The 21,879-nt window shown below is 69.4% G+C and carries 20 protein-coding genes and 1 pseudogene; 9 read left to right on the top strand and 12 right to left on the bottom strand.

Annotated features, from left to right (window positions below):
* A pseudogene (locus ACF1AL_RS32485) lies at positions 1-112 on the bottom strand (IS5/IS1182 family transposase); the annotation flags it as partial.
* Positions 113-609: 497 nt separating this feature from the next.
* Between ACF1AL_RS32485 and ACF1AL_RS32480 the strand changes: the two are divergent.
* The 7 genes from ACF1AL_RS32480 to ACF1AL_RS32450 all read left to right on the top strand — a co-directional run bounded on the left by ACF1AL_RS32480 (position 610) and on the right by ACF1AL_RS32450 (position 9,120).
* A complete protein-coding gene (locus ACF1AL_RS32480) occupies positions 610-1,050 on the top strand; it encodes a globin domain-containing protein (protein ID WP_391778644.1) in 441 nt (146 codons plus the stop codon).
* Positions 1,051-1,076: 26 nt separating this feature from the next.
* Positions 1,077-3,818 (top strand): cupredoxin domain-containing protein, encoded by a 2,742-nt coding sequence (locus ACF1AL_RS32475; protein ID WP_391778643.1) that lies wholly within the window; start codon positions 1,077-1,079, stop codon positions 3,816-3,818.
* Between the two features lie 73 nt (positions 3,819-3,891).
* Positions 3,892-4,941 (top strand): multicopper oxidase family protein, encoded by a 1,050-nt coding sequence (locus tag ACF1AL_RS32470; RefSeq protein WP_391778642.1) that lies wholly within the window; start codon positions 3,892-3,894, stop codon positions 4,939-4,941.
* 66 nt (positions 4,942-5,007) lie between these two features.
* Positions 5,008-5,751 carry a YcnI family protein gene (locus ACF1AL_RS32465; protein ID WP_391778641.1) on the top strand — a complete coding sequence of 248 codons (744 nt, stop codon included), beginning with the start codon at positions 5,008-5,010 and terminating at the stop codon, positions 5,749-5,751.
* A gap of 94 nt (positions 5,752-5,845) precedes the next feature.
* Positions 5,846-7,621, top strand: coding sequence for a copper resistance protein CopC (locus tag ACF1AL_RS32460; protein ID WP_391778640.1), 1,776 nt, complete (start codon positions 5,846-5,848; stop codon positions 7,619-7,621).
* A 50-nt stretch (positions 7,622-7,671) separates the two neighbouring features.
* Positions 7,672-8,550, top strand: a complete 879-nt coding sequence (locus ACF1AL_RS32455) for a transposase (protein ID WP_391778639.1) — start codon at positions 7,672-7,674, stop codon at positions 8,548-8,550.
* An 18-nt stretch (positions 8,551-8,568) separates the two neighbouring features.
* Positions 8,569-9,120: a DUF3556 domain-containing protein gene (locus tag ACF1AL_RS32450; RefSeq protein WP_391778638.1), complete on the top strand. Its 552-nt coding sequence runs from the start codon at positions 8,569-8,571 to the stop codon at positions 9,118-9,120.
* 157 nt (positions 9,121-9,277) lie between these two features.
* Here the strand turns inward: ACF1AL_RS32450 and ACF1AL_RS32445 are convergent, their stop codons facing one another.
* From ACF1AL_RS32445 to ACF1AL_RS32415, 7 genes are all read right to left on the bottom strand, one after another.
* The gene (locus ACF1AL_RS32445) at positions 9,278-10,171 is read right to left on the bottom strand and encodes a polysaccharide deacetylase family protein (protein ID WP_391778637.1); all 894 of its coding nucleotides are present in this window, start codon (positions 10,169-10,171) and stop codon (positions 9,278-9,280) included.
* 623 nt (positions 10,172-10,794) lie between these two features.
* Positions 10,795-11,448, bottom strand: a complete 654-nt coding sequence (locus ACF1AL_RS32440) for a DedA family protein (protein WP_391778636.1) — start codon at positions 11,446-11,448, stop codon at positions 10,795-10,797.
* Between the two features lie 745 nt (positions 11,449-12,193).
* Complete coding sequence (locus ACF1AL_RS32435; RefSeq protein ID WP_391778635.1) at positions 12,194-12,412, bottom strand: hypothetical protein; 219 nt, start codon at positions 12,410-12,412, stop codon at positions 12,194-12,196.
* A 28-nt stretch (positions 12,413-12,440) separates the two neighbouring features.
* Positions 12,441-12,662 carry a hypothetical protein gene (locus ACF1AL_RS32430; RefSeq protein ID WP_391778634.1) on the bottom strand — a complete coding sequence of 74 codons (222 nt, stop codon included), beginning with the start codon at positions 12,660-12,662 and terminating at the stop codon, positions 12,441-12,443.
* Positions 12,663-13,122: 460 nt separating this feature from the next.
* On the bottom strand, positions 13,123-13,539 hold the full coding sequence (locus ACF1AL_RS32425) for a nuclear transport factor 2 family protein (protein ID WP_391778633.1): 417 nt from the start codon (positions 13,537-13,539) through the stop codon (positions 13,123-13,125).
* A gap of 64 nt (positions 13,540-13,603) precedes the next feature.
* Positions 13,604-14,356 (bottom strand): SDR family NAD(P)-dependent oxidoreductase, encoded by a 753-nt coding sequence (locus ACF1AL_RS32420; RefSeq protein ID WP_391707294.1) that lies wholly within the window; start codon positions 14,354-14,356, stop codon positions 13,604-13,606.
* Positions 14,357-14,436: 80 nt separating this feature from the next.
* Positions 14,437-14,868, bottom strand: a complete 432-nt coding sequence (locus ACF1AL_RS32415; protein ID WP_391707297.1) for an Rrf2 family transcriptional regulator — start codon at positions 14,866-14,868, stop codon at positions 14,437-14,439.
* Between the two features lie 1,005 nt (positions 14,869-15,873).
* On the opposite strand from ACF1AL_RS32415, the gene ACF1AL_RS32410 reads away from it, so the two are divergent.
* The gene (locus ACF1AL_RS32410) at positions 15,874-16,512 is read left to right on the top strand and encodes an NADPH-dependent F420 reductase (protein ID WP_391707300.1); all 639 of its coding nucleotides are present in this window, start codon (positions 15,874-15,876) and stop codon (positions 16,510-16,512) included.
* A gap of 228 nt (positions 16,513-16,740) precedes the next feature.
* On the opposite strand, the gene ACF1AL_RS32405 is transcribed toward ACF1AL_RS32410, so the two are convergent.
* The 4 genes from ACF1AL_RS32405 to ACF1AL_RS32390 form a co-directional block, all read right to left on the bottom strand.
* The gene (locus ACF1AL_RS32405; protein WP_391778632.1) at positions 16,741-17,334 is read right to left on the bottom strand and encodes a hypothetical protein; all 594 of its coding nucleotides are present in this window, start codon (positions 17,332-17,334) and stop codon (positions 16,741-16,743) included.
* Between the two features lie 163 nt (positions 17,335-17,497).
* Positions 17,498-17,959 (bottom strand): hypothetical protein, encoded by a 462-nt coding sequence (locus ACF1AL_RS32400; protein ID WP_386585271.1) that lies wholly within the window; start codon positions 17,957-17,959, stop codon positions 17,498-17,500.
* A gap of 142 nt (positions 17,960-18,101) precedes the next feature.
* A complete protein-coding gene (locus tag ACF1AL_RS32395) occupies positions 18,102-18,731 on the bottom strand; it encodes a helix-turn-helix domain-containing protein (RefSeq protein WP_391778630.1) in 630 nt (209 codons plus the stop codon).
* A gap of 628 nt (positions 18,732-19,359) precedes the next feature.
* Positions 19,360-20,076: a hypothetical protein gene (locus ACF1AL_RS32390; protein WP_391707315.1), complete on the bottom strand. Its 717-nt coding sequence runs from the start codon at positions 20,074-20,076 to the stop codon at positions 19,360-19,362.
* Positions 20,077-20,546: 470 nt separating this feature from the next.
* Here ACF1AL_RS32390 and ACF1AL_RS32385 point away from each other — a divergent pair, with 470 nt between their 5' ends.
* Positions 20,547-21,785, top strand: coding sequence for a PP2C family protein-serine/threonine phosphatase (locus ACF1AL_RS32385; RefSeq protein WP_391778662.1), 1,239 nt, complete (start codon positions 20,547-20,549; stop codon positions 21,783-21,785).
* Positions 21,786-21,879 lie beyond the last annotated feature (94 nt).

Raw genomic sequence — 21,879 nt, 5'->3', positions numbered from 1 at the left:
CAAGGACCTGACGGTGATCGCGCCACCTGCCCCGGGCACGACCCGCTCGCGGCAACAACGGCTCGATCACCGACCAGGCGGCGTCAGTTATCTCCCCATCCCTCACGACCAGCCCAACGATCGGATGATCGGAAAGACACTGCCTAGAGGGGTCTGCGTCCTGTAACGGCGCCGCCGGGGTCGTCGGCCAGGGCGAGGCGGGCGGTGATGCGTTTGCCGACCCGTTCGCGCTGCACTTCGAAGCCCTGGGCGACCGCCATGACGTCGGCTGATGCCGGATCGCTCCCCCGGGCAACTGAAGGGCCCCACCGCCGGGGAGACCGGCGCACGGCGCTATCGATTTCGACGCGGAGAAGAAGGCCGGCGCCCCGGTCATCGACTCGGACGGCGGCGACCTGCCCCCTAGGGTGTCACGCCGGGACGCGTCGATGATGTCAAGGAAAGAGGGAGCGCGGGCTGCGGGCTGCCATTGTCTCAACCGTGTTGCGTCGTATGTCCTTGCCTGATACATCCACCTCTCAATGATCTTGGTCGCAGGTTGAGGAATCCGACAAGCAGGAACCATCGATCGGGCACGGAGCAGTAACAGTGCCTGCCTACGGTCGCGGCATGACTTTCAACCCCACTCTGATCGCCAGCAGCTTCGCCGTCGTCGAGCCTCACGGCACCAAGATCACCAAGTACTTCTACGAGCACCTCTTCGACAACAACCCAGGCGTCCGGGCCCTGTTCGCGCGACACATGGAGGAGCAGGAGGACCGGCTCTGGAACGCCCTGGGCGGCCTGGTGGCCAACCTCGAGGACACGGAGACGGTCGTCCGCATCCTGCGAAACCTCGGAGCCCGGCACGTCGCCTACGGCGCGCTGCCCGAGCACTTCCCGGCCGTCGGTGCCAGCCTGCTCGCCACCCTCGGGCACTTTGCGGGCGAGGCCTGGACGCCGGAGATCGAGGAGTCGTGGACCGCTCTGTACGGGGTGATCACCGCCACCATGAGTGAGGCGATGACCGAGGCGGCCGCCGGCACGGCTCAGTCCGCCCACAGCGGCTGAGGAGCGGCCGGTGGCCTTCGACCCTGATGCCCTCCGCCGCAGCTTCGCCGTCGTGGAACGGCGGGCGGACCAGGTTTTACTCGGTATCACTGAAGAACCTGCAGTACAACCCGCCGACGCTCGACGTGCAGGTCGGCGATTCGGTGACCTGGTCGAACGACGAGACCAACGGGGTTACGCACAGCGTCACCGGCGGCGATCTGAACTCGCCTGACCTGGCCCCCGGCGCGAAGTACTCCTTCACGTTCTCGTCGCCGGGTACGTTCAGCTACCACTGTCGCTTCCACCCAGACATGCAGGGCACCGTGGTCGTCGGCAGCAGTTCCTCTCCCTCGCCCACGCCCACCTCCAGTGCCACGGCGTCGCCCACCCCGAGCAGCACCGCGTCACCGACGCCGACACCGTCCGCAAGCAACACGACGGCGTCGCCGGCACCCACCTCCAGCGGCGGGGGCGCCCCGGTGGGCGCGGGGCCGCTGCCCGTCTCCTTCCACCTCAACGACGCCGCGGGGTCCTGGTACAACACCAACCTCAACCTGTTCGGCACCAAGTCGCTGGCCGTGGCAGAACTGCCTCGTGTTCCGCTCAGCAGCGCGACGGGCGCCACAGCCACCCCGGCCGGGGGTGGCCTGCTCGGTGGCGGTGGTCTGCTCGGCGGCACGGTCTCCACCGTGACCAATGCCACCTCCAGCCTGCTCGGCGGTGCGCTCGGCGACGGTGCGCTGTCGGGCACCGACGCCCTCAACCTGCTGAACGGTGACCTCCCGGGGCTGCAGGACTTCACCTTCAACACGGCCTCGGCTCCGAACGTCGGCCAGCTCGGTGTCGACCCGCTGAAACTGCTGGGCCTCGACAATCTGAAGTCGTCGATCGCGACGATTCTTCCCTCCGGTGACCCGCGGGTCGCGAAGGCGACGTCGCTGCTGGACGAGCTCGGCAAGGAGATGGCAGCCCGGCCGGCCAACGCCCCGACCTCGCTGTCCAGCCTCCCGGTCAGCGCCGACCTGCTTCCTTTGCTGGCGGACATCCAGAAGTGGGCGGCCACCAACGACATCACCCTGCCGGTGACCGCGAACTTCGACGTCTCGGCGCCTGCGGCCATGTCGGCCCACACGGTGTCGAGCCTCATCTGGCCGGACGGAGCGAAGGGCTTCCCGTTCGACCAGCCGGGCGCCTGGGTCGGTCAGACCAGCGTCCAGCTGACCAAGCCGGGCCTGTACGCCTTCGCCTGCAAGGTCCACCCGATGATGCTCGGCGCCATCGTGGTGGACGACCCGCTCACCCCGGGTCTGGACTTCGGTCAGAAGCTGCGGGTCAACAGCCGCTCCCTGAACGTGCCCTCCGACGCGGATGTCGTCACGGAGCTGGTGGACAAGTTCTTCAACATCACCACGCCGGGCAACTGGCAGCGGTACAGCAACACCGAGGCCAAGACCTGGAACCCGTCGTTCCCGCCGGCGCCGATCCTGATGTACGGCTCGGACGGCAATCAGGAGCTCGTACCCAGCCTCGACGCCTACCTGAAGAACAAGTTCAACACGCCGAAGACCCTTCCGGCGCTCACCCAGCGGCCCAGCACCCCCGGTGTCGGCGAGGTGTGGATCGACACCGAGTTCGAGCGGCTGGCCGGCAAGTCGAAGCCGGGCACGGCCACCAAGGTCAACGTCGAGAACTGGACCGTGGACCGCAAGGTGTCGCTGCCCCAGATCAACATGGACAACCCCCACAACATGTGGACGGACCGTGACGAGAAGTACATCTACCAGACCGAGTGGTTCAGCAATAAGCTGGACGTCTTCGACCGGAAGACCGGTCAGTACGTCCGGCAGATAGAGGTCGGCCCAGACCCGGCACACGTCATGTCGCGGACCGACACGGACCAGCTGCACGTGTCCCTCAACGGCGGTGGCGCCGTCATGGAGGTGGCCCCGGGCGGCACCAGGATCGACCGGCGCATCCCCGTCCAGTCTCCGGGCGATCCGATCGCCAACCCGCACGCGCACTGGATGAGCGCGGACGCCAAGACGATGGTCACACCGAACACCGACACCAACGACACCTCCATCGTCGACATCCCGACCGGCACCTTCCACAAGGACGTCGGCGGCGAGCTGCCCCTGGCGACCGGCATGATGCCGGACTCCTCGAAGGCCTACGTGGCCAACTTCCTCGGCAACACGGTCTCCTGCATCTCCCTCAAGACGGACGCGTGCGCGGACGGCTCCGCCACCGTGCACCACAAGGAGATCGACCTCTGGAAGAACTACGACCCGGTGAAGGGCGCCATCGGCCCGTTCGGCGGTCTGCCGATCCAGCTGCCGGTCAGCCCTGACGGCAAGGCCGTCCTGGTGGCCGACACGCTCACCAGCAACATCGCCGTGATCGACACCAAGACCGACCAGGTCATCAAGTACCTGCCGTGCGACTCCGGCTGCCACGGCATCAACTTCGGCGCCAAGAAGGGCGGCGGCTACTACGGCTACGTCGCCAGCAAGTTCTCCAACGCGATGGAGATCGTCGACATCGACCCCAACGGCGACGGCGACATCTCCGACGCCAAGGTCGTCGGCCACATGGTCCTCGACCCGTCCGAGAACACCGCGATGGACGACACGATCGTCGGCGACTCGGGTATCGGCGGCACGGGCGTCCTGCCCATCCCGCTGGTCTACAACGGCTGGTCGCAAAACGCGCCCAGCAACGCTGTCAACGACCAGCTGACCTGTCGTCAGCGCAACCCGATCACCTACGGGACCGCCTGCCCGTAACACCCTCCGCACGGTTCGGGGAGCCGCCACGGCGGCTCCCCGAACCCTCGGCCCCGTCGAAACGAGAGACCCCATGAATTCCGAGGACACATCCCTGCAGTCCCCCTCAGACATGCTCCCGGCTCCGCGCCGCAGAGCCGGCCGCCTCCTGGCGGTCGCCACCGCCTTCGTGCTGGCGGTGATCGTCCCCACCGCCGTGCAGCACGCCGTGAAGGCGGGCGGCGCGAAGACCGGCGAGAGTGCGCCGCGCCCCGCCGCCATCCAGCCGGCCGCTTCGGGCCAGGACCTCGGGGACGGCACCCAACTGGCGCCCTACGACGTCGTCGACGGCGTCAAGGTGTTCCATCTGACGGCCTCCCCCATCTCCTGGGAGACCTCCCCAGGGCACGTCAAGCAGGCCTACGCCTTCAACGGCGTCGTCCCTGGCCCGGTGCTCCGGGTCAACGAGGGCGACCGGGTCCGCATCGTCGTGAAGAACGACCTGCCCGAGGCGACATCGGTGCACTGGCACGGCATGGACCTGCCCAACGACCAGGACGGTGTGCCCGACCTGACCCAGCCGGCCATCGAGCCGGGCGAGACGCACACCTACGAATGGACTGCCGTCAGCACCGGTACCCACTGGTACCACTCGCACATGGGCGGCGAGCAGGAAGGAAAGGGCCTGTACGGCGCGCTCAAAGTGGTGCCGAACACCGGCGACATCCCTGCGGACCGCGACTACCGGATCATGATCGGTGACGGGCCGCTGGGCTTCGTGTTCAACGGCAAGAGCTTCCCCGCCACCACGCAGCTCTCGGCGCGCGTCGGGGAGAAGGTACACATCCGCCTGATCGGCACCGGACCGGAGATGATCCATCCGATCCACCTGCACGGCGGCTACTTCACTCTGGTCGCCCAGGACGGGCGGAAACTTCCGGCCCCGCAGCAGATGGACACGCTGAACGTCGGCGTGGGCCAGACCTACGACATCGTCTGGACGCCCACCAAGGTCGGCAAGTGGATGATCCACTGCCACATCTTCTCGCACTCGGAGAACGCGGACGGAATGGCCGGTCTGGTCTCGATCATCCAGGTCGACCCGGCGACCGTCACCCTCCCGAAGCTCCCTCTGCTGGGCTGACATGCCGCTTCCGGTCCCGTGCGCATGCCGGCGACCGGCCTGACTCCTCCTGGAAGGAGCACTCGTTTGCCATCCCGTCTCCCCCGACCGCTGCTCAGCCGCAGACTGCCCGCCGCAGCGCTGGCCGGTGCCACCGCGGTCCTCGTCCTCGCTCCTGCCGCTGCCGCACACGTCACGATCCAGCCGAAAACATCTGAGCCAGGCGGTTACGCCAAGGAAGCCTTCCGTGTGCCGAACGAGCGGGACAACGCCTCCACACTGCAGGTGGAGGTGGCCTTCCCGGCCGACCATCCGCTGGCGTCCGTCGCCGTCCAGCCCGTCCCCGGGTGGACCGCGACAGTGCACAAGCAGAAGCTCGCCACACCGCTCAAGACCGACGACGGCGAGGTCACCGAGGCGGTCAGCTCGATCGTCTGGAAGGGCGGCAGGATCGAGCCCGGCCAGTTCCAGGAATTCCCGGTCTCCCTCGGCCCGCTGCCGACGAACACCCACTCGCTGGTCTTCAAGACGCTGCAGACCTACTCCGACGGCACGGTCGTGCGCTGGATCGACGTCCCGCAGCAAGGGGCGCCAGAACCGGAACACCCGGCACCGGTACTGACCGTCCAGCCGGCTGCCGCCCCAGCCGTGCCGACCGTGCCGGCTGCGCCGACGGCCCGCCCCGACATCCTCGGCAGGGTGCTGGGTTCAGCGGGCCTGGCCGCCGGCCTGGCGGCCATCGGCTGGTCACTGTCGTTGAGGCGGCGCAAGGTCGCACCGCAGCAACGCGGGCCGGCCGACAAGCCCGCGAAGGTCAAGGCGCGCGTCTGAGCGCACCAGCCGCCGGCGGCCCTGATCCCAGGCCGCCGGCGTCGTGCCCCCTTCCGATCGCAGGCCCTCCGGTTTGAAGAGTCCGAGAGAAACGATGCACCGAGCGACGCTCCGCACCTTCGCCTACACCTTGTTCGTCTCCCTGCTGACCCTGCTGACCGTGGCCGGCGGTCAGACACCCGCCTCGGCTCACGCCGTGCTGCTGTCCACGACACCGGCGAACCGGCAGGTTCTCAATGACACACCCCACGAGGTATCACTCACGTTCAGCGAGACCGTGGACCTCGGCCTCGCCGGTTTCCGCCTGCTCGGCCCGGACGGCGACACCATCAAAACCGGACGGCCGGCACATCCGCAAGGGAAACCGGCTGGAGTGACGTTGCCGATACCGGACGTGCTGAGTGACGGTACCTACACGCTCGCCTGGCGCGTGGTGTCCGCCGACACACATCCCGTGCAGGGCGCCTTCACGTTCAGCATCGGCGAGCCCACGCAGGGAGGCGGTCCTGCGAGCGCCGCCTCCGCACTGGGGAGCAGCAGCTGGGTGGTGGTGCTCTACGACGCCGTACGCTGGCTGTCCTTCGCGGGCATTGCCCTGCTGGTGGGCACGGCGTTCTTCACGGTGACCTGCTGGCCCGGCGCGGTTCACCGGCGCGGCGCCCGAAGGCTGCTGTGGTGCGGCTGGTACGCCGTACTGGCGGCCACCGCCCTCACCTTCCTGCTGTACGAGCCATACGCGGCAGGCGCCGCATCGGTCAGGACACTGCACCCCTCACTCATCAGGGCCACGCTGGGCACCCGCATGGGCCTGGTACTCATTGCGCGGACCGGGCTGCTGATGGTGACAGGGGTGGGGCTGATGCTCCTGCTGCGCCGCGCTCGCGCCGGCGGCGAGCCGCGCACGGGCGTCTTCGGGTGGCGCGCGGCCATCGTGCTCGCCACCGGGTGCGCGCTCGCCGTGACCTGGAGCCTGGCTACGCACAGCGCCGCCGGATCCCTCGTCGCCGTGGCCCTGGTCGCCGACGTGGTTCACCTCACCGCGATGGGGGTGTGGATCGGCGGCCTGGTGGTGCTCGCTGCCGTGCTGCTCCGGTCGGGGGACCTGCCGGCCATGGAGTCGGCCATACCGCGGTTCTCCCGCACGGCCCTCGTGTGCGTGCTGCTCCTGGCGGTCACGGGAATCTTCCAGGCCTGGCGAGAGGTGGGTACGTTCCCGGCGCTCTACGGCACCGAGTACGGCCGGATCCTCATCGGCAAGCTGTGTCTGGCCGCGGTGCTGATCGCGCTCGGGGCCGGGGCCCGCCGATGGGTACAGGGCCACTACGCCGCCCTGCCGACGGCAGCCTCGATCCGGCGGCGCGCACAGCGATGGCCTGGGGAGGAGGGAGTACGCCGCTTCAGACGGCTGATCACGGTTGAAGCGGGCATCGCGGCGGTACTGCTGGGCCTCACGGCCCTTCTCGTGAACAGCGAGCCCGCCCGGGCCGAGCAGGCTGCGGCCAAGACGGCGGCGGCCGCGTCGACCCCGCCCCAGCCGCTCAGCCAGGTCGTCCAGTTCGACACGGGCGGAGCCGGCGGACGTGGCCTGCTTGCCGTAGAGCTCGGCCCCGCGGCTGTCGGCACCAACGAGCTCCATCTCTCTGTGCTGGACACCAGGGGACTGCCCAGGACCGTCGCCGAGGTACAGGCGCGGTTCAGCCTCCCCGAGCGGTCGCTGGGACCGATCACCGCGGACCTTCAGGACGGAGGAACCGGGCACTACCTCTCCACCGCATCACTGCCGTTCCCGGGGCGCTGGCAACTGTCGCTGACCGTGCGGACATCCGACCTGGACGAAACCGTCGCACGGATCCCGGTCGATGTCCGCTGAGAGGCGGTCACCGGTCAAACAGACAGCAGCGACAAGGGGGATGAGGACAGATGCAACCCAGGGACGCACGCAAGTTGTCGGCCGAGGCACTCGAAGACCTGCGCCGGCGCGTGGTGGCCGCAGTGGAATCAGGAGTGCCGCAGGGGGAGGCAGCGTGCCTGTTCGGGGTGTCGCGGCAGACCGTGTCAGCCTGGGTGCGGGCGTACCGCCGGCAGGGGGACGACGCCCTGCGCCCGCGTCGGCGCGGCCGTCGCCCCGGTGACAAGCTCGCCCTGTCCTGTGCGCAGCAGCTGTGGGCGGTCAGGACCCTGGCGACGCACACCCCCGAAGAGGTCGGCCTGCACCACAGCCTCTGGTCGCGTCAGGCGCTCGCGGAGCTGATCCGCCACCGCTTCCACATGACACTCAGCACCTCGACGATCCGCAACTACCTGATCCGGTGGGGGCTCCTCGTCGACGCGTCCCTTCTGGGCAGGCTACGCAGCCCCCGAACCATACCGACCGACCACATGTCCGCAGCCGATGAACCCGGGACGCCCGCTCACCCTCGGGCATCAGGCGCTGAGGCCCTGTGGACCGGCTGGGTGCGGATGGACCGGCGCCTTTGGGCTCCCCTCGGCATGGAGGCCGCTCCCACCCACGAGGTCCACACTTTCTTCCTCTTCGCCGTCTCCAGTCGCGGTGCGGTGTCGTTCATCCCGACGGCCGACCCCTACGACGGCGCGCACCTGCGCGACTTCTTCGACCGGCTGACGCGCCATTACGGCCGACGTCTCACCATCGTGCATGCGTGGCCGCCGAGATACAGGGCCGACCTGTTGAGCGCCTGGATGGTCATGAACGCAGGAACGGTGTCCGTCGAGGTGGCCGGCGTAACGGCCCTGACGGGGACGCAAGGCGACGTCTCGTTGCCGAATCGGGCCGAATAGCGATTCAACGAGCGGGCCTTGCCGCATGCGCGGCAGGGCCCGCGCCTGCCCGCGAAGTGGTTCAGACGCGCCCACTACCGCGACTTCCCGCGCGACATCCGCCCCTCCAAGGTCACCGGGTCCCTGGCACACATCGGCGGCACCACCGTCGAGATCGTGACCCATCTGGTGCTGCTGTTTTCCACCGATCCCTACGTGACCCTGGCCGCCGTCGCTCTCATGGTCCTGTTCCACGTGTTCATCACCTCGACGTTCCCGCTGGCGGTGCCGCTGGAATGGAACATCCTCTTCGCGTTCGCCTCGGTGTTCCTCTTCTGGGGCTTCCGCGCCTGGTCCGGCTACGGCATCGCAGACATGTCCTCCCCGTGGCTGACTGCCGCGATCACCGCCGGGCTGCTGTTCTTCCCGGTGCTCGGCAACCTGCGCCCCGACCTGGTGTCCTTCCTGCCCTCGATGCGCCAGTACGCCGGCAACTGGGCCTCGGCGCTGTGGGCCTTCGCGCCGGGTGCGGAGGACAAGCTCAACTCCATTGCGCACCGGCCGATGAAGAACAGGGTTCAACTTCGGTGACGGCCACCTCCACAACGAGGACATCGCCGTCGCCGTCGCCGACCAGTTGATCGACTCGGTGGTGTCAGGCGGAGCCGGTCCGCGACAGGCGGCGTTCACCTCGTCGTGACGACCGGCAGGCTCCTTGACAGGCAAGCATCGCCTGATGCGGCGCTGATCAGTGCACCGCGTCGGACAGACGTACGAAGGTGTGGCCTCTCGCAAGCAACTTCGGTACGGCGGCGGCGATGCCCTGGGCGGTGCCGCCCTCGGGATGGTTCATGTGGCAGATGACGATGGAGCCGCCGGGCGCGGACGCCACGGTGGTGCGGACCTGCTCGGGGGTGAAGGTGGCGCCGCCGTCGCCGTTGACCGAGAAGCTTGCGAAGCGTTCTCCCAGATCAGTGACGATCCGTGCCGCGACGTCGTCGCAGTACGCCGTGCCGGACCGGAAGAGGCGCGGCGGGGCGCCCAGCAGCCGGGTGAGCTCGGCGCGGTTGCCGACGATCTCGTCGTACACCTCCCCGGCGTCACGAGTGCCGGGGATGCCGTAGGCGGAACGCCCGGTGACCGACAGCGGACGGTGCCGGGTACCGTGGTTGGCGATCTCGAACAGCGGCTCGGCGGCCAGTCGGCGGAAGAGGGACGGGTTGGCCTCGATCCAGCGGGAGTTGATGAAGAGGGTCGCCGGTATCTCGCGCTTGCGCAGGAAGTCGATCAATGGCTGGTCGTAACCGCTGCCGCCCGCGCCGCCGCAGGCGTCAAAGGTCAGCGCGATCTCACGCTTCCCCTTCGGCAGCGCGTGCACCACACCGGGGCCATCGAAGCCCCAGGAGCGCGGCACGGCATGTCGGTAGCGGGCCACGATCTCGGCACGGGGGATCGCCGGCGCCGTCGCCGAAGGGGCGGATGGCGGCGCGTCCACGGTGGCGTTCGGCGCGGGCGCCGCATTCAGTGCGGGCACCGCGGGCGGCCCGGACGTGGCTCCGCTCGTCGCGCTCCTCGAGCCCGCGCATCCGGCGAGCACGCCACCGGCCAGGGCGGCCAGCACGGCCCGGCGGCCCGTCGTCATCCGCACTCCCACTTGGTCAAAAGGGTCTGCGGCGGCCGCCGCACCACCGCAACGGTACGGGCCGAAGATTCACGGCCGGGAAGGCACCGGTAAGGGTTCCCCAACAATCCGGTCATGCCACCCGCAGGCAGGAGGTCGGCGACCATGGCCCGGAGCTTCCCTCTCGCCTCCTCCCGGTCCCGGCGCCGGAGGCCTGGGCGCTCGGCCCGCGTGCTGCCGTGGGCGCACCAGCGGAAAGGCGGTTGCCGTGAGCCGCCCGGTGCCCCGCCCGGCGGGGCGATGGGGTGTTCCCCGTAAGGCTGCCCGCACCCTGCTCATCTCCGCCACACCCGGCTGCGTGTCCGCCCCCCGGCGGGTGCAGCAGGCGAGAGAGCAAGTCAAGGCAGCGCAGACGCAACCCGGCATTCAGCTGCTCGCCCGCATCCAGGTTTTTCCAGGACCACTACCACCAGAGCGTGCACAACGTGACACGGCACCGGCCCACCGGCTGGAAAGGGGCCCTATGGGGAGCGTCGTCACCCCCGGCAGCAGCACCCGCCGCCCACGCAGCCACGCCACCGCCGCGTCGAACGGCGGCACTAGGGCAACAACTCGCCCGCCCGTCCCGCGTCGACTGGACCATCTCATCGAGAGGCAGACGCACGGTCCTGCGGTTGCCGGTGACGGCGCTTCCACCACGCACGGGCGATGACGAAAGCGAGGAGCAGGGCGAGGGCGGGCAGCAGCAGGAGCTGGTAGCGCACGGCCTCTTGGTACAGGGGGCCTATGTCCGTGCCGGCGCCGTAGCCGAGCGCCGTCCACGCACCCACCCATGCGGCGGCGCCGACCGCATTGGCTGCGGAGAACGACCTATGGGGCAGGTGATTGGCGCCGGCGAGCAATCCGTTGGTCTGGCGCAGCACGTCCACGAAGCGGGCGACACAGACGATGCTCGTACCGCGGCGCCGATAGAACGTCTCCGCGCGCGCGTAGCGCTGCGGGGTGAGGCGGACATAGTGGCCGTAGCGGTTGATCAGCGCACTGCCCTGGCGGCGCCCCAGCAGGTAGGCCGCTTCTGCGGCGGCGGTGGCGGCCGCCCACGCGACTAGGACGACAGCGACGACGTTCATCCGGCCGGTCCCCGCGTAGACGGCGGCCACGATCAGCATCGTCTGCCCGGGAACGGGGATCAGCGCGTTGTCCAGGCCGACCAGCAGCGCTAGCGCAGGGTAACCGCCCTTGTCCAGCAGCGGCTCAAGATGGGCCAGCGCACCGGGCAGCCCCGGCCCCGCGCTCACCTGTGCCTCCTGAGCACCGCGGACATCCTGGCCCACCCCAGCCAGCCGAACGGACGCCGGCACGGGCACCACCTAGGGCCGGGTCGGGACACAGTTGCACCAAGAGCAGTCATACTCGGCCAGCCCCGGAAAGCGATCCCCACACCGGCAACTCCCAGGTATCTCCGCGCACGTCCTGATGGATTCGCAGTACCCGTCCTGGGTCGCCCAATGCCGCTTCCCCATCGCTGCCGTCGAGATCCGTACCGGTCCACCGGGCCGTCGTACCACACAGGACGCCGCCGCGACCCGCTCGACTGGCCGCGACGCCGTCGAGCAGGCGGCGGCCGAGGTCACCATGCGTCCCGCGAGCCGGGCGAGGCCGGTCACGGATACACGCAAAGATCATCTGCCGAAGCGACTCCGATACGTCCGGCTCCTCGCGCCGCCACCGTGCGGAGCGATGCCCTCGGGGTCCGTGCACGCCACAGCGGCAGATCTTGAGGTTGGCGACGGCTCGACGTCACCCGGGCCACTGCCCAGTCCCACCGCGTCAGGTCGCTGCACGGCGCCGCCGCGTTGCGGCACGCGGCCCGCTGCACGAGCAGCACCCGTGTGCCGCCCGGGTGCCCGCCTCGCAGCATCCACGCCCGGCGGCCCCGGCGTGGGCACCGAGCGGCACCGCTCGCTGCACCGTACAGCGGGATGCAGCAGCGTCCCGAACCACCTCATGGTCCGGGGCGCTGCATGGGTGCTCGGGAGGCCCCTACGCCTCAACGTAGGCGAGGATGGCGATGTGCCGAAGGGCCGTGACGTAGCAGATGACGCGGGCTCCGTCGACGTCGTCGGCGTAGTCGCGCAGCAGGGTGTCGGGCACCGGGGTGCTCAGCTCGGGGTTGACGCTGATCGCGACGATCACGCGGTCCAGGCGGTGCGTTTCGGCCGCGGTCAGCTTCTGTAGCTGGCTCAGCGCTGGCTCCACCATGACGACCTGAGAGCGGCGCGGTGCGTGCTCAGGCGACAAGCTCGACGCAGCACGCGAGCGACTCGGCGAGAATGCCGTGGCCGTCCGGGTGGATGTGGCCGCACTGTCCGACCTGGAAGCGTTTGCGTGGGCGGCCATCGAGTTCGTCGGCGACGGCGTCAAGGTGCTCGCACCAGGAGGTTGCCGCGGCCCACGAATACACGCCGGCTGAACCTTCCCCCGCGAAGTGCACACCTGTTTGTGCTGTCATGCGGCGAGAGTGCTGGTGACCAGATGCTGTTCGTAGGCGATCGGAGCCCCAGCTCCTCATCCCAGGACCGCCGCCGGTCCACCTTCGGGGCGCGCGCGGCCTGGGCACGGCGTCCCGGGCAGTCAGGTCCAGGTCGAGACGTCTGTCCGGCCAGGTCGCCGTCCTTGCCGCAGAAGAGGTTTCTTGTTCACGGAGTTCCAGTTCTCCACGACCTGCAGGCCCTCGTGGATCTCCTGGCGCAGTCCGACGTCGGTGACCGGCGCCAAGGGAGGGCAGCTGTCGTCCTCCCCGGCCGCCGGGCGGTACAGCAGTCTGACCTCTATCGGTGTGGACGCCGCGGGCTTCACAACCGGCAGAGCGGCCCAGAGCGAGCCGGGATGCCGTACGGCCCGACATCAGGACGATGTACACCCCGTGCCCGGGGCGGGTTGCGGAAGACGCCCATGAACCCTTGTCGCGCTCAGTCGGTGTTGAACGCCTGGTCGACGCTCAGCGTGTCCTCGTAGAGGTGCATGCGGACGATCTCGCCGTCTTCGACCACCAGGTGCATGGCCGACGGAGTGGTGAACTCCTTGCCGGTGGACGCGACGGTGTGCGTGAAGACCCCCAGCAGCATCACGTCACCGCCGTCGACGATGATCCGCTCCAGCACGACCTTGCTCTTGCCGGGTACGAAGTGCGGCCACATCGTGGTGAAGTACGGCGCGACCTCCTCCCGGCGGGTACGGCGGCCGGTCCAGGGCAGTTCGTCGTTGCCGGGGACGTGCCAGTCGATGTCTGTCGCGAACAGTTCCTGGATGCCGTCCTGGTCCTGCCTGCCGAGGCGCTCCAGGAACTGCTCGGCCACTGCCCGTGAGGTCTGGGAATCCCTTGTCATTGTGCTTGCCCTTGCCTCTCGTACGTGTGGGGTTGGTGGGTGGCGCATGCGCCTCACGTCACCTCTAGAGCTGGGTGACGCCACCGTCGACGAGCAGTTCCGCACCGGTGGTGAAGGAGCTGTGGTCTCCGGCCAGGTAGAGGGCGGTCGCAGCGACCTCGTCGGGACGCCCGGCGCGGCCGAGCGGGGTCGGTGCGGCGGGTTCGGCCACCGCGGACTGATCGCCCTGCGGGAACGCGGCCCGCAGGGCGTCACCGCCGGGGGTCTCGACGGGGCCGGGAGTGAGGGCGTTGACCCGGATCCCGCGGCCGGCCAGTTCGGCAGCCCAGGTGCGGGCGAGGCTGCGGATCGCGGCTTTGGTGGCGGCGTAGACGCCGAGGCCCGGGGCGGCGCGCAGGGCCGCGCTGGAGGAGAGCAGAATCACCGAGGCACCGGCCGACAGGAGGGGCAGGGCCTTTTGAACGGTGAAGATCGTGCCCTTGAGGTTGATGGAGGTGATCTGTTCGTACTCTTCCTCGGTGATCTTGCCGAGCGGACGGTAGTCCCCGACGCCGGCGTTGGCGACGACGATGTCGAGGCTGCCGCTGCGCTTGGTGATCTCGGTGATGAGCCGGTCGAGGTCGTCGAGGTGCGACACATCGCTGCGGATGCCGATCCCATGGCTACCGACCTGCGCGACAGCGGTGTTCAGTTCGGCCTCGCGGCGGCCGGTCAGGTAGACCGTCGCTCCCTCGGTGGCGAACCTGCGCGCGATGGCCAGACCGATGCCGGTGGAGGCGCCGGTTACCAGGGCGGTCTTGCCGTCCAACTGTCCCATGGGGTTCTCCGAATCTTCGAGGTAACCATTTTTGTTACATTGGCGGGCGCGAAAAGCGCACCACCGGGATCGGGGGTGGGCTAGGCGGTTTTGAGTACGTCCCGCAGGACGTCCTCCAGCGTCGTTCTCGCCAGCTCCCTGCGAAGGGCGGCCTCGATCTCGTCGTAGACGGAAGTCAGCACCGGACCGATGCCGTGGCCCACGACGCACTCGGGGTCAGGCGACGAGGGATGCAGAGCGAAAATCGGCCCGGCAGCGACCGCCTCATGAACGTCGAGCAGGGTGATCGCCGCCAGGTCCCGGGAGAGCATCCAGCCCGCTCCCGTACCTCGCCGCGATTCAACGAGGCCGGCCTTGCGCAGCTCAGCCAAGAGGCGTCGGATCACCACCGGATTGGTGTTGACGCTCGTCGCGATCTGCTCGGAAGTGGCGACCTCATGACCGCGCCGCTGATACAGACCTATCCATGTGAGGGCATGCGACGCGATGGTCAGCCTGCTGTTGGCGCTCACCTCGGACCTCTCCTCCCTCGCCCCTACAACCTCGTCGTAACAGTATCAGTTACAACGGCATGCGGCGAATCTCCGCAGGGCGAACCCGAGCCAGGCGCCTTGACGCGCACGCGGATCCGCTGACCGAGCGGAGTTCGGAACGCTGCTCCACGACCGTTACGGACGACCCGGCGTTGAGCAGCGTTCTCGGCGTCTTGGCCGGCGGCCGTGAAGTGGCCGAGCACCGGGCCGCCGGGCCGGGCGACGGTCACGGCCGCGGCGGCCGTCCTGGCGCGCGCGACGCCTTGGAGATCTCGGAGGGCCTGCAGGGTGCACGCGAGCGCGACCGCGGCGGCTGGATCGCTTGTCTGCGAGGCGTCGAAGTTGTCGGTACTGGTCCAGCGACCGTACTGGTTCAGCGCGCATGGCTCCCGAGCGGCCGGTGGACGGATCGACCTGGTAGGCGGCCCCGTACCCCCGGGCGAACCAGTGCGGCCGGTACTTCCAGCGTGCGCGCAGAAGGAACCGTTACCGACGCCGATGATCAGACATGCGGCTGTGGCCCCGGTCACGCCGGTGGAGAGCCCAAGCGCGAGGACACCGCACCCGCCAGGACGAGTGCGCTCGCCACCAGCAAGCCGAGCCGCCCCGGCGGCCCACGCTCACGATCACCACGGTGTCCGCCACCATGCCCACTCCCTGCACGCCGAGCACCAGCCCGGCGGATCCCCGCCCCACGTCTCTCAAGCTTCGCCCATCGACGGCCATCGCCGGTACGGGTGCGCTCCCCTGGCCGAAGCACGGGCCGGACAGGGCGGCACCGAGGGCCGCGTCGCGACGCGCTCGGACGCAAGGGTGACGCGCGAGCCTTCGGCGCATACAAGCGGCGTGCAACCGGATAGGCATGCAACTGCGCCAGGCGGCGACCGGCTGGGCCACGAGTGCCATGATCCGACCTCTGCTCGCTGCCCGGACGGACAGCCCGGAGCACTGCCGCTCACCCGGGCCCGATCGGAAGGCAGCAACGTGAAGATCAACATCGTGGGTCCCGGCAACATGGGCCGAGCGATCGCCACCCGCGCACTCACCGGCGGCCACAGCGTGTGCCTCGTCCACCCCGACGCCGACCGCGGCCGAGCGGCAGCCGCCGAGCTCAAGCAGCGCTTCCCGGACGGCGAAACCGGCTCGGCCACTGCGGCGCAGGAAGCCGACATGACCGTGCTGGCCCTGCCCTACGACGCAACGCTGGAGGTCGCCGGATCCGCCCGTGCCACGCTGTCCGGACAGGTCGTGGTGGACATCTGCAATCCCGTCGACTTCGCCACCCTGGACTCGCGGGTGACGCCCGCCGACACCTCGGCCGCCGAGCAGATCCAGCAGATCGTCGGCACGGACGCGAAGGTCGTCAAGGCATTCAACACCACGTTCGCCGGGCTGCTCACGACCGGCGAAGGCCACGGCTTCCCGCTCGACGTACTGATCGCCGGCGACGACTCCCCTGCCAAGGCCAAGGTCGCGGAGCTGATCTCCTCCGGCGCGATGCGTCCCCTGGACGTCGGTCCGCTGCGCCGCGCCCGTGAGCTCGAGGCGTTGGGTTTCCTGCACATCTCCGTCCAGCAACCTCTGCAGCTGAACTGGCAGAGCGCCATCAAGATCCTCCCCTGACGGAGACGAACGGGCCGGTCTCCCAGACGCTCCCCGGTCAGCCGAAAGCCCGCACGAGCGGCTCCGCTTGGCTACCCCTTCGGACATCGACGCGCCGTCAAACAACTCGCCGCCGACGGCTTCCCCGTCAGTCCCGCGTACGGCCGCAGCCGCATCTCGGTGGAGGACGCGGCCATCGCCTAAATCGTTGAGGCGGAGCTGCAGGACACGGGGGCGCACTGCGGCTGATCACCCTGCGGCCGGCAATGTGGCCTGGCCGAACGCGGGCACGTCCGCGACCGTCACGTTTAGGCGTAGACGGGCGTAGCGGGCGGGGCGGCGCCATGCGCCGCGTTCCCGGGCGGTGTCGATTGCGATCTCGGCGACCAGGCCGGGCTCGACCAGGGTCACGTCGAGCGTCTGCTGGAGCCCCAGGGACGACGTGTAGCGGACGCCCTCCCAGGGTTGCCCAGGCGTGGCCGACGTCAGCAGCTCGGCGAGCTGGCGTGCGGCGTCCTTGCGTAGGGGTGTGCTGCGGCCGACCGGGCGCAGTCGGCCGGTGTCGTCGTAGCGGCCCAGGATGAACGTCTGGGGCGTTCCGGGCTTCCGGTGGTGGCGCCGATGATGGCTTCTGTGGTGTCGCGGCAGCAGCTCCTGGCCGTCGACCTGGAGGACGTCGAACACGATCGGATGGGCGGGCAGCTCCTCCGCAAGGAGGGGTGCGCTGAGGTGGCCGGCGGCCGCGCGCCGCTGCAACGCCTCGAACGACATCCCCTCCCCCACCCACACGATCAATTCGCCGTCGCGGACCAGACCGTCGGGCAGGTCCGCGGCCGCATGCACGAGCTCGGGGAAGCGAGCCTGGACCCGATCGATCTCCTGCTCACGAGCGCGCTCAACGGGCTCGCGGCCCGGCGCCGCTGGTGCGCGCCGCTGGTGCGCGCGGGGCGGCGCCGGGCGGGTGGCGAGTACCCGGCAGACCGTCGACGCGAGACCGCCGAGACCGTCAGATGTCGATGACCCGGTAGGCGATGGTGTAGACGCCGCCGGAACCCTCGAGCGAGCGGTACTGGATCTCGGCACCCGCCTCGCTGCCCGTCACCAGCGTCGCACCCAGCTTGTCGTCGCTGCTCGTCGTGTCGTAGTCCCACAGCGTCATGGTGCGCGCCTGCTGCTTGCCGAGGACGAGGGCCGCGTTGCCGTTGCCATCGGTCATCGAACGGACGTAACCCGGGCCCATCGTCTGGTACTTGAGGCTTCCCGGCCACACCTTGACGGCGTTTCCGTTGGCGTCGGTGACCTTCAGGTAGGCCTCGTCGTGATCACCCTCGCTCTGCTGGTGACAGGTCAGCTCCAGCAGTTCGATGCGGACGTAGTCGATCGGCTCGGCCTGGGCCGCCGCGGCGAATCCGGTGACGCTGCCCAACGAGAGCAGAGCGGCCGTGGCCACTCGAGCGATTGCACGCATGGTTGGTTCCCCCTTGAGTGAGATGGTGGCCCCGCCTTGTCCTGCGGAGCCTGTGCCTCCCCCGGCACGCATCCACCGTGCCCGCCGTCGCCGCCTCGCATCTACGCGCGTTCCACTGAGCGGAACGCGGCCGGGCGCGCCCTCACGGACGTAGGTCGATCCCGGACCGGCCCAGTGCACGGGTGACGGCTGCGGCTGCTTCGGCGACCCGGTCCGCTGCCGCCTCCAGCCGCTGGCCGGCCTCCACCATCACGGCCACCGCCCCGACCACGGCGCCCGCCGGGAGCCGCACCGACAGCGCGGCGCAGCAGACCCCGGCCACCACATCCTCCCGGTCCAGGACGACGCCGCTACGCACCGGGCCTCGCAGCGCCTTGCCCAGCGCCGTGTCCAGCGAGAACGCCTCGCCGTTACGAACCGGCACGAGTGGCTCGACCCGGCCGGGCACCGAACAAACCGTCAGTGCCCGTTCCTCGTGCATCACCGCCAGCACCGCACTGCCTCCGGTGGCGGCCCTCAGCCGATGCAGCGGCAGGCGTCCCGCCAGACGCAGCCCCGGGTGCGGCTGCCACGCCTGGCCGAGCCGGTAGAGCTGCGCGCCCAGCCGGTAGCGCACGCCACGGCGCTCTACTGCCCCCAGGTCCACCAACTGCTCCAGCAGCCGGTGAGCCGTGCTCTTGGGCACCCCGCAAGCGACTGCCAGTTCGGTCACCCCTGTCTCATCGCCGTGCTGCCGCAGGGCTTCCAGGAGCGCGAACGCCCCCTCCAGCACTCCCCGTCCTCTGTCCGCCGCTCGTGTACGCACGGCTGTGTTCATGGCATCCCCCCGGATGGCGTGGCCCGGTCGCGTCCCCCGACAACGGCGGCGGTCCGGGCCCTTGGCGTCTGCTGCCATGTTCCCCGGACCGGCGTGCCGGGCGGAACCATTCCGCCGTGTCGCCCCGCACACAGAGGGCAGCAAGGGGTTCACCCGCCACGATCGAGCGATGCCCGGGACCTGTGGGCCGGTTCCGCAAGGGCACCAAGGTTGCCCGCCGATCGTGAGCTGCACGCTCTCGGCCGTTATCAGACTTCGATGCGAAGTCACGTGTCGCCAGCGCGAAGCCACAGAAGACCGTCGCGACCCTGACCGCAGCGCATGACCACCCGTCCGGGCACTCGAATCTTGCGCCGCTCGGTCACACTCGGGGCCCGGTGACGGCCAGGGCGAGTACGCCCCAAGGATCGGGGCAGGGCCTACGCCCTGGACCAGAGTTGGCACATCCTGTGGCTGTTCGTCGCGGCCCTGCTGATCACCGCCGTCTGACGACCGCGTGTTGCTTGACCACGTCAACGAGCGATCAAGACGACAGTCACATGGTCAAACTGTTTTTGTTGGAGCCGGTAAAGGCGCATGGCCGTCAGTGGAGGATGCTGACAGCTCGGGCGATCACGAGGAGCGAGGTGAGCAGGGCGGAGACGCTCTGGATGCTCATCAGCAGCTTTGCGCGGGTCGACAGCGGCATCGTGTCGGTCGGGCTGAACGCCGTGGAGTTGGTGACGGACACATAGAGGTAGTCCACGAGGGTGGGGACCCAGTCCGAGGTGGCGCTGGCGCCGTCGGCCACTTCCTGGACGGCGTCGTCGTTCTCGTCCTGCGAGAAACGGAAATCCGCCAGGGGCAGTGCCGAGCGGGGCGCCTGGGTGCGGCTGACGGGGCCGCCGCGGTCCAGCTCCCAGTAGGCCAGGCCGAAGACGATGATGTTGGTGAGCCAGACCTGCAGCGCCGCCACCAGCAAGGACCGGCCGTCCTTCACCCCGGCGTACACCAGCTCGTGGACCAGGATGACCAGCGCCACCAGATTGCTGACGGCGATGACCGCCACGAGCGTGAGGGAAAGCACCCGGAACACCTTTGTCTGCCGGGTCAGACGCTTCGGGTTGATCGCGATCAGCGGAACAAGGAGCAGGCATTCCAGGGCGGGCAGCACGTAGCGCGGGGCGACCAGCAGGCGTTCTGGCAGGAACAGGTACAGGGCGATCGCGGCGAGCGTCGCGACGACCGCGGGCAGCCGGGCTTCGCCCCTGCGCTCGTGCCGTGGATGTCTGATGCTCGCCTCCGCACGCGACCGTGCCATACCGACTGGTCCTTCCGCTCGCCACCACGGACAGTGCCACAACGCCTGCATCCTTCATCGGTACAGGCCACCGGGCACCTCCAGCATCTACCCCGCGTACCGCTCTCCCCCGCCCGCTTGGCACGGCGGCTGCCGATCCGCAGCAACGAGCCGATCCACGACATCGCGGAGCCGGGCGGCCGTGGTCACGGGCGCCGTGGCCGGTTGAGGCAAGGCTGACCACTTTCAGGGCCTTCGTCGTGGTCATGTGCACCTTGGCCGGAGTACATGGTCAGACGAAGCCGCCCCCCGGTGTCCGAGGCGTGCCCGCGGGGGGTGGCGGTGCGGGGGGGCGCAGGGGGGTGCGCGGGAAGGCGCGAGGATATCCGGCCACATCCGTCCCGCCTCTCAGGCGCGCCAGCACGTAGAGTGGTCGTGTGGGCGGTCACGCTCTGCGGTCACAGTGAGCGTGCCGAGGACGGCGGACCGTGGTGACGGCGGATATCGATTTCACGGCCTTCTTCGAGGCCACACCGAGCCCGTATCTGGTGCTGGACGCGGACTTGATGATCCACTACGTCAACCCCGCCTACCTGGCCGTCACCGGCCGCAGCCGGGACGAACTGGTCGGCCGGCACTTCTTCGACGCCCTGCCGGAGAACCCCAGCGCCCCCGACTACCGGCGGCACAGCCCGAAGGCTTCGATGGTGCGGGTGCTGGACAGCGGGCTTCCCGACACCCTGGTGCTGCAGCGGTACGACCTCTCCGTCCCAGGCCGCCCGGATCAGTTCGAAGAACGGTGGTGGACGGAGGTCAACACTCCCCTTCCCGGGCCCGACGGCGCAGTGAGATGGATCGTCCAGCGAGTCGAGGACGTCACCGCCTTCGTCCTTTCCCGCCGGGCAGACGGGCTCACCGAGGAGTTCACCGACCGGGAGAAGGGCATGGCCGCCGAGCTGTACGTGCGGGCCCACGAGCTGTCCCGGCTGAACCAGGAACTGCGCGAAGCCCACGCCCGTGAGCGGCAGGTCGCCGTCACCCTGCAAGGAGCCATGCTCTCCGTCCCCGACCTGAACCGGCACAACGACGACATCGCCGTGCGCTACCTGCCGGCCGCCACCTCCCTGAACGTGTGCGGCGACTGGTACGACGTCGTCGACCTGCCACCGGACCGCTACGCCGCGGCCGTCGGAGACGTCGTCGGACACGGCCTGCACGCCGCGGCAGTCATGGGCATGCTGCGCAGCGCCTTGAGCGCGGCCATCCGCGCCACCCCCAGCCCCGCCCAGGCTCTGGAGGTCCTCGGCCTGTACGCCCGCTCCATCGACGGAGCCACGGCCGCCACCGCCGTCAAAGTCCTCATCGACACCCGCAGCAGGCTGATCATCTACAGCAACGCCGGGCACCCCCCGCCCATCCTGCTCCACGAGGACGGCACCTGCGAGCTGCTGGACAAAGCCACCGACCCGCCCCTCGGCGCCCGACCGCACCACGTCCCGCGCCCCCAGGCCGGCCTGCCCTACACCCGCGGAGACACCCTCCTGCTCTACACCGACGGACTCATCGAACGCCGCGGCGAGGACATCGACGACGGCCTGAGCCGCCTGTGCTCGGCCCTGACCGAGTACAGACACCTCACCCCCAGCCGGCTGGCCGACGCACTGCTGGCCCGGCTCGACGTCGCCGGCGGCGCCGCCGACGACGTCGCCCTCATCGCCATGCACCTATGAGCGCCCGACACCTACTCCTCGTCCGGAACGATGCCGCCGATGACAAACGATCTCGGGTCCCGGGCCATGCGGACCGCTCGCGGCCTCGATCCGG

It is taken from the genome of Streptomyces sp. NPDC014801 (assembly GCF_043082085.1).
Lineage (GTDB): Bacteria > Actinomycetota > Actinomycetes > Streptomycetales > Streptomycetaceae > Streptomyces.
The sequence above is the reverse complement of the archived record's forward strand: the minus strand, read 5'-3'. Positions and strand labels throughout refer to the sequence as shown.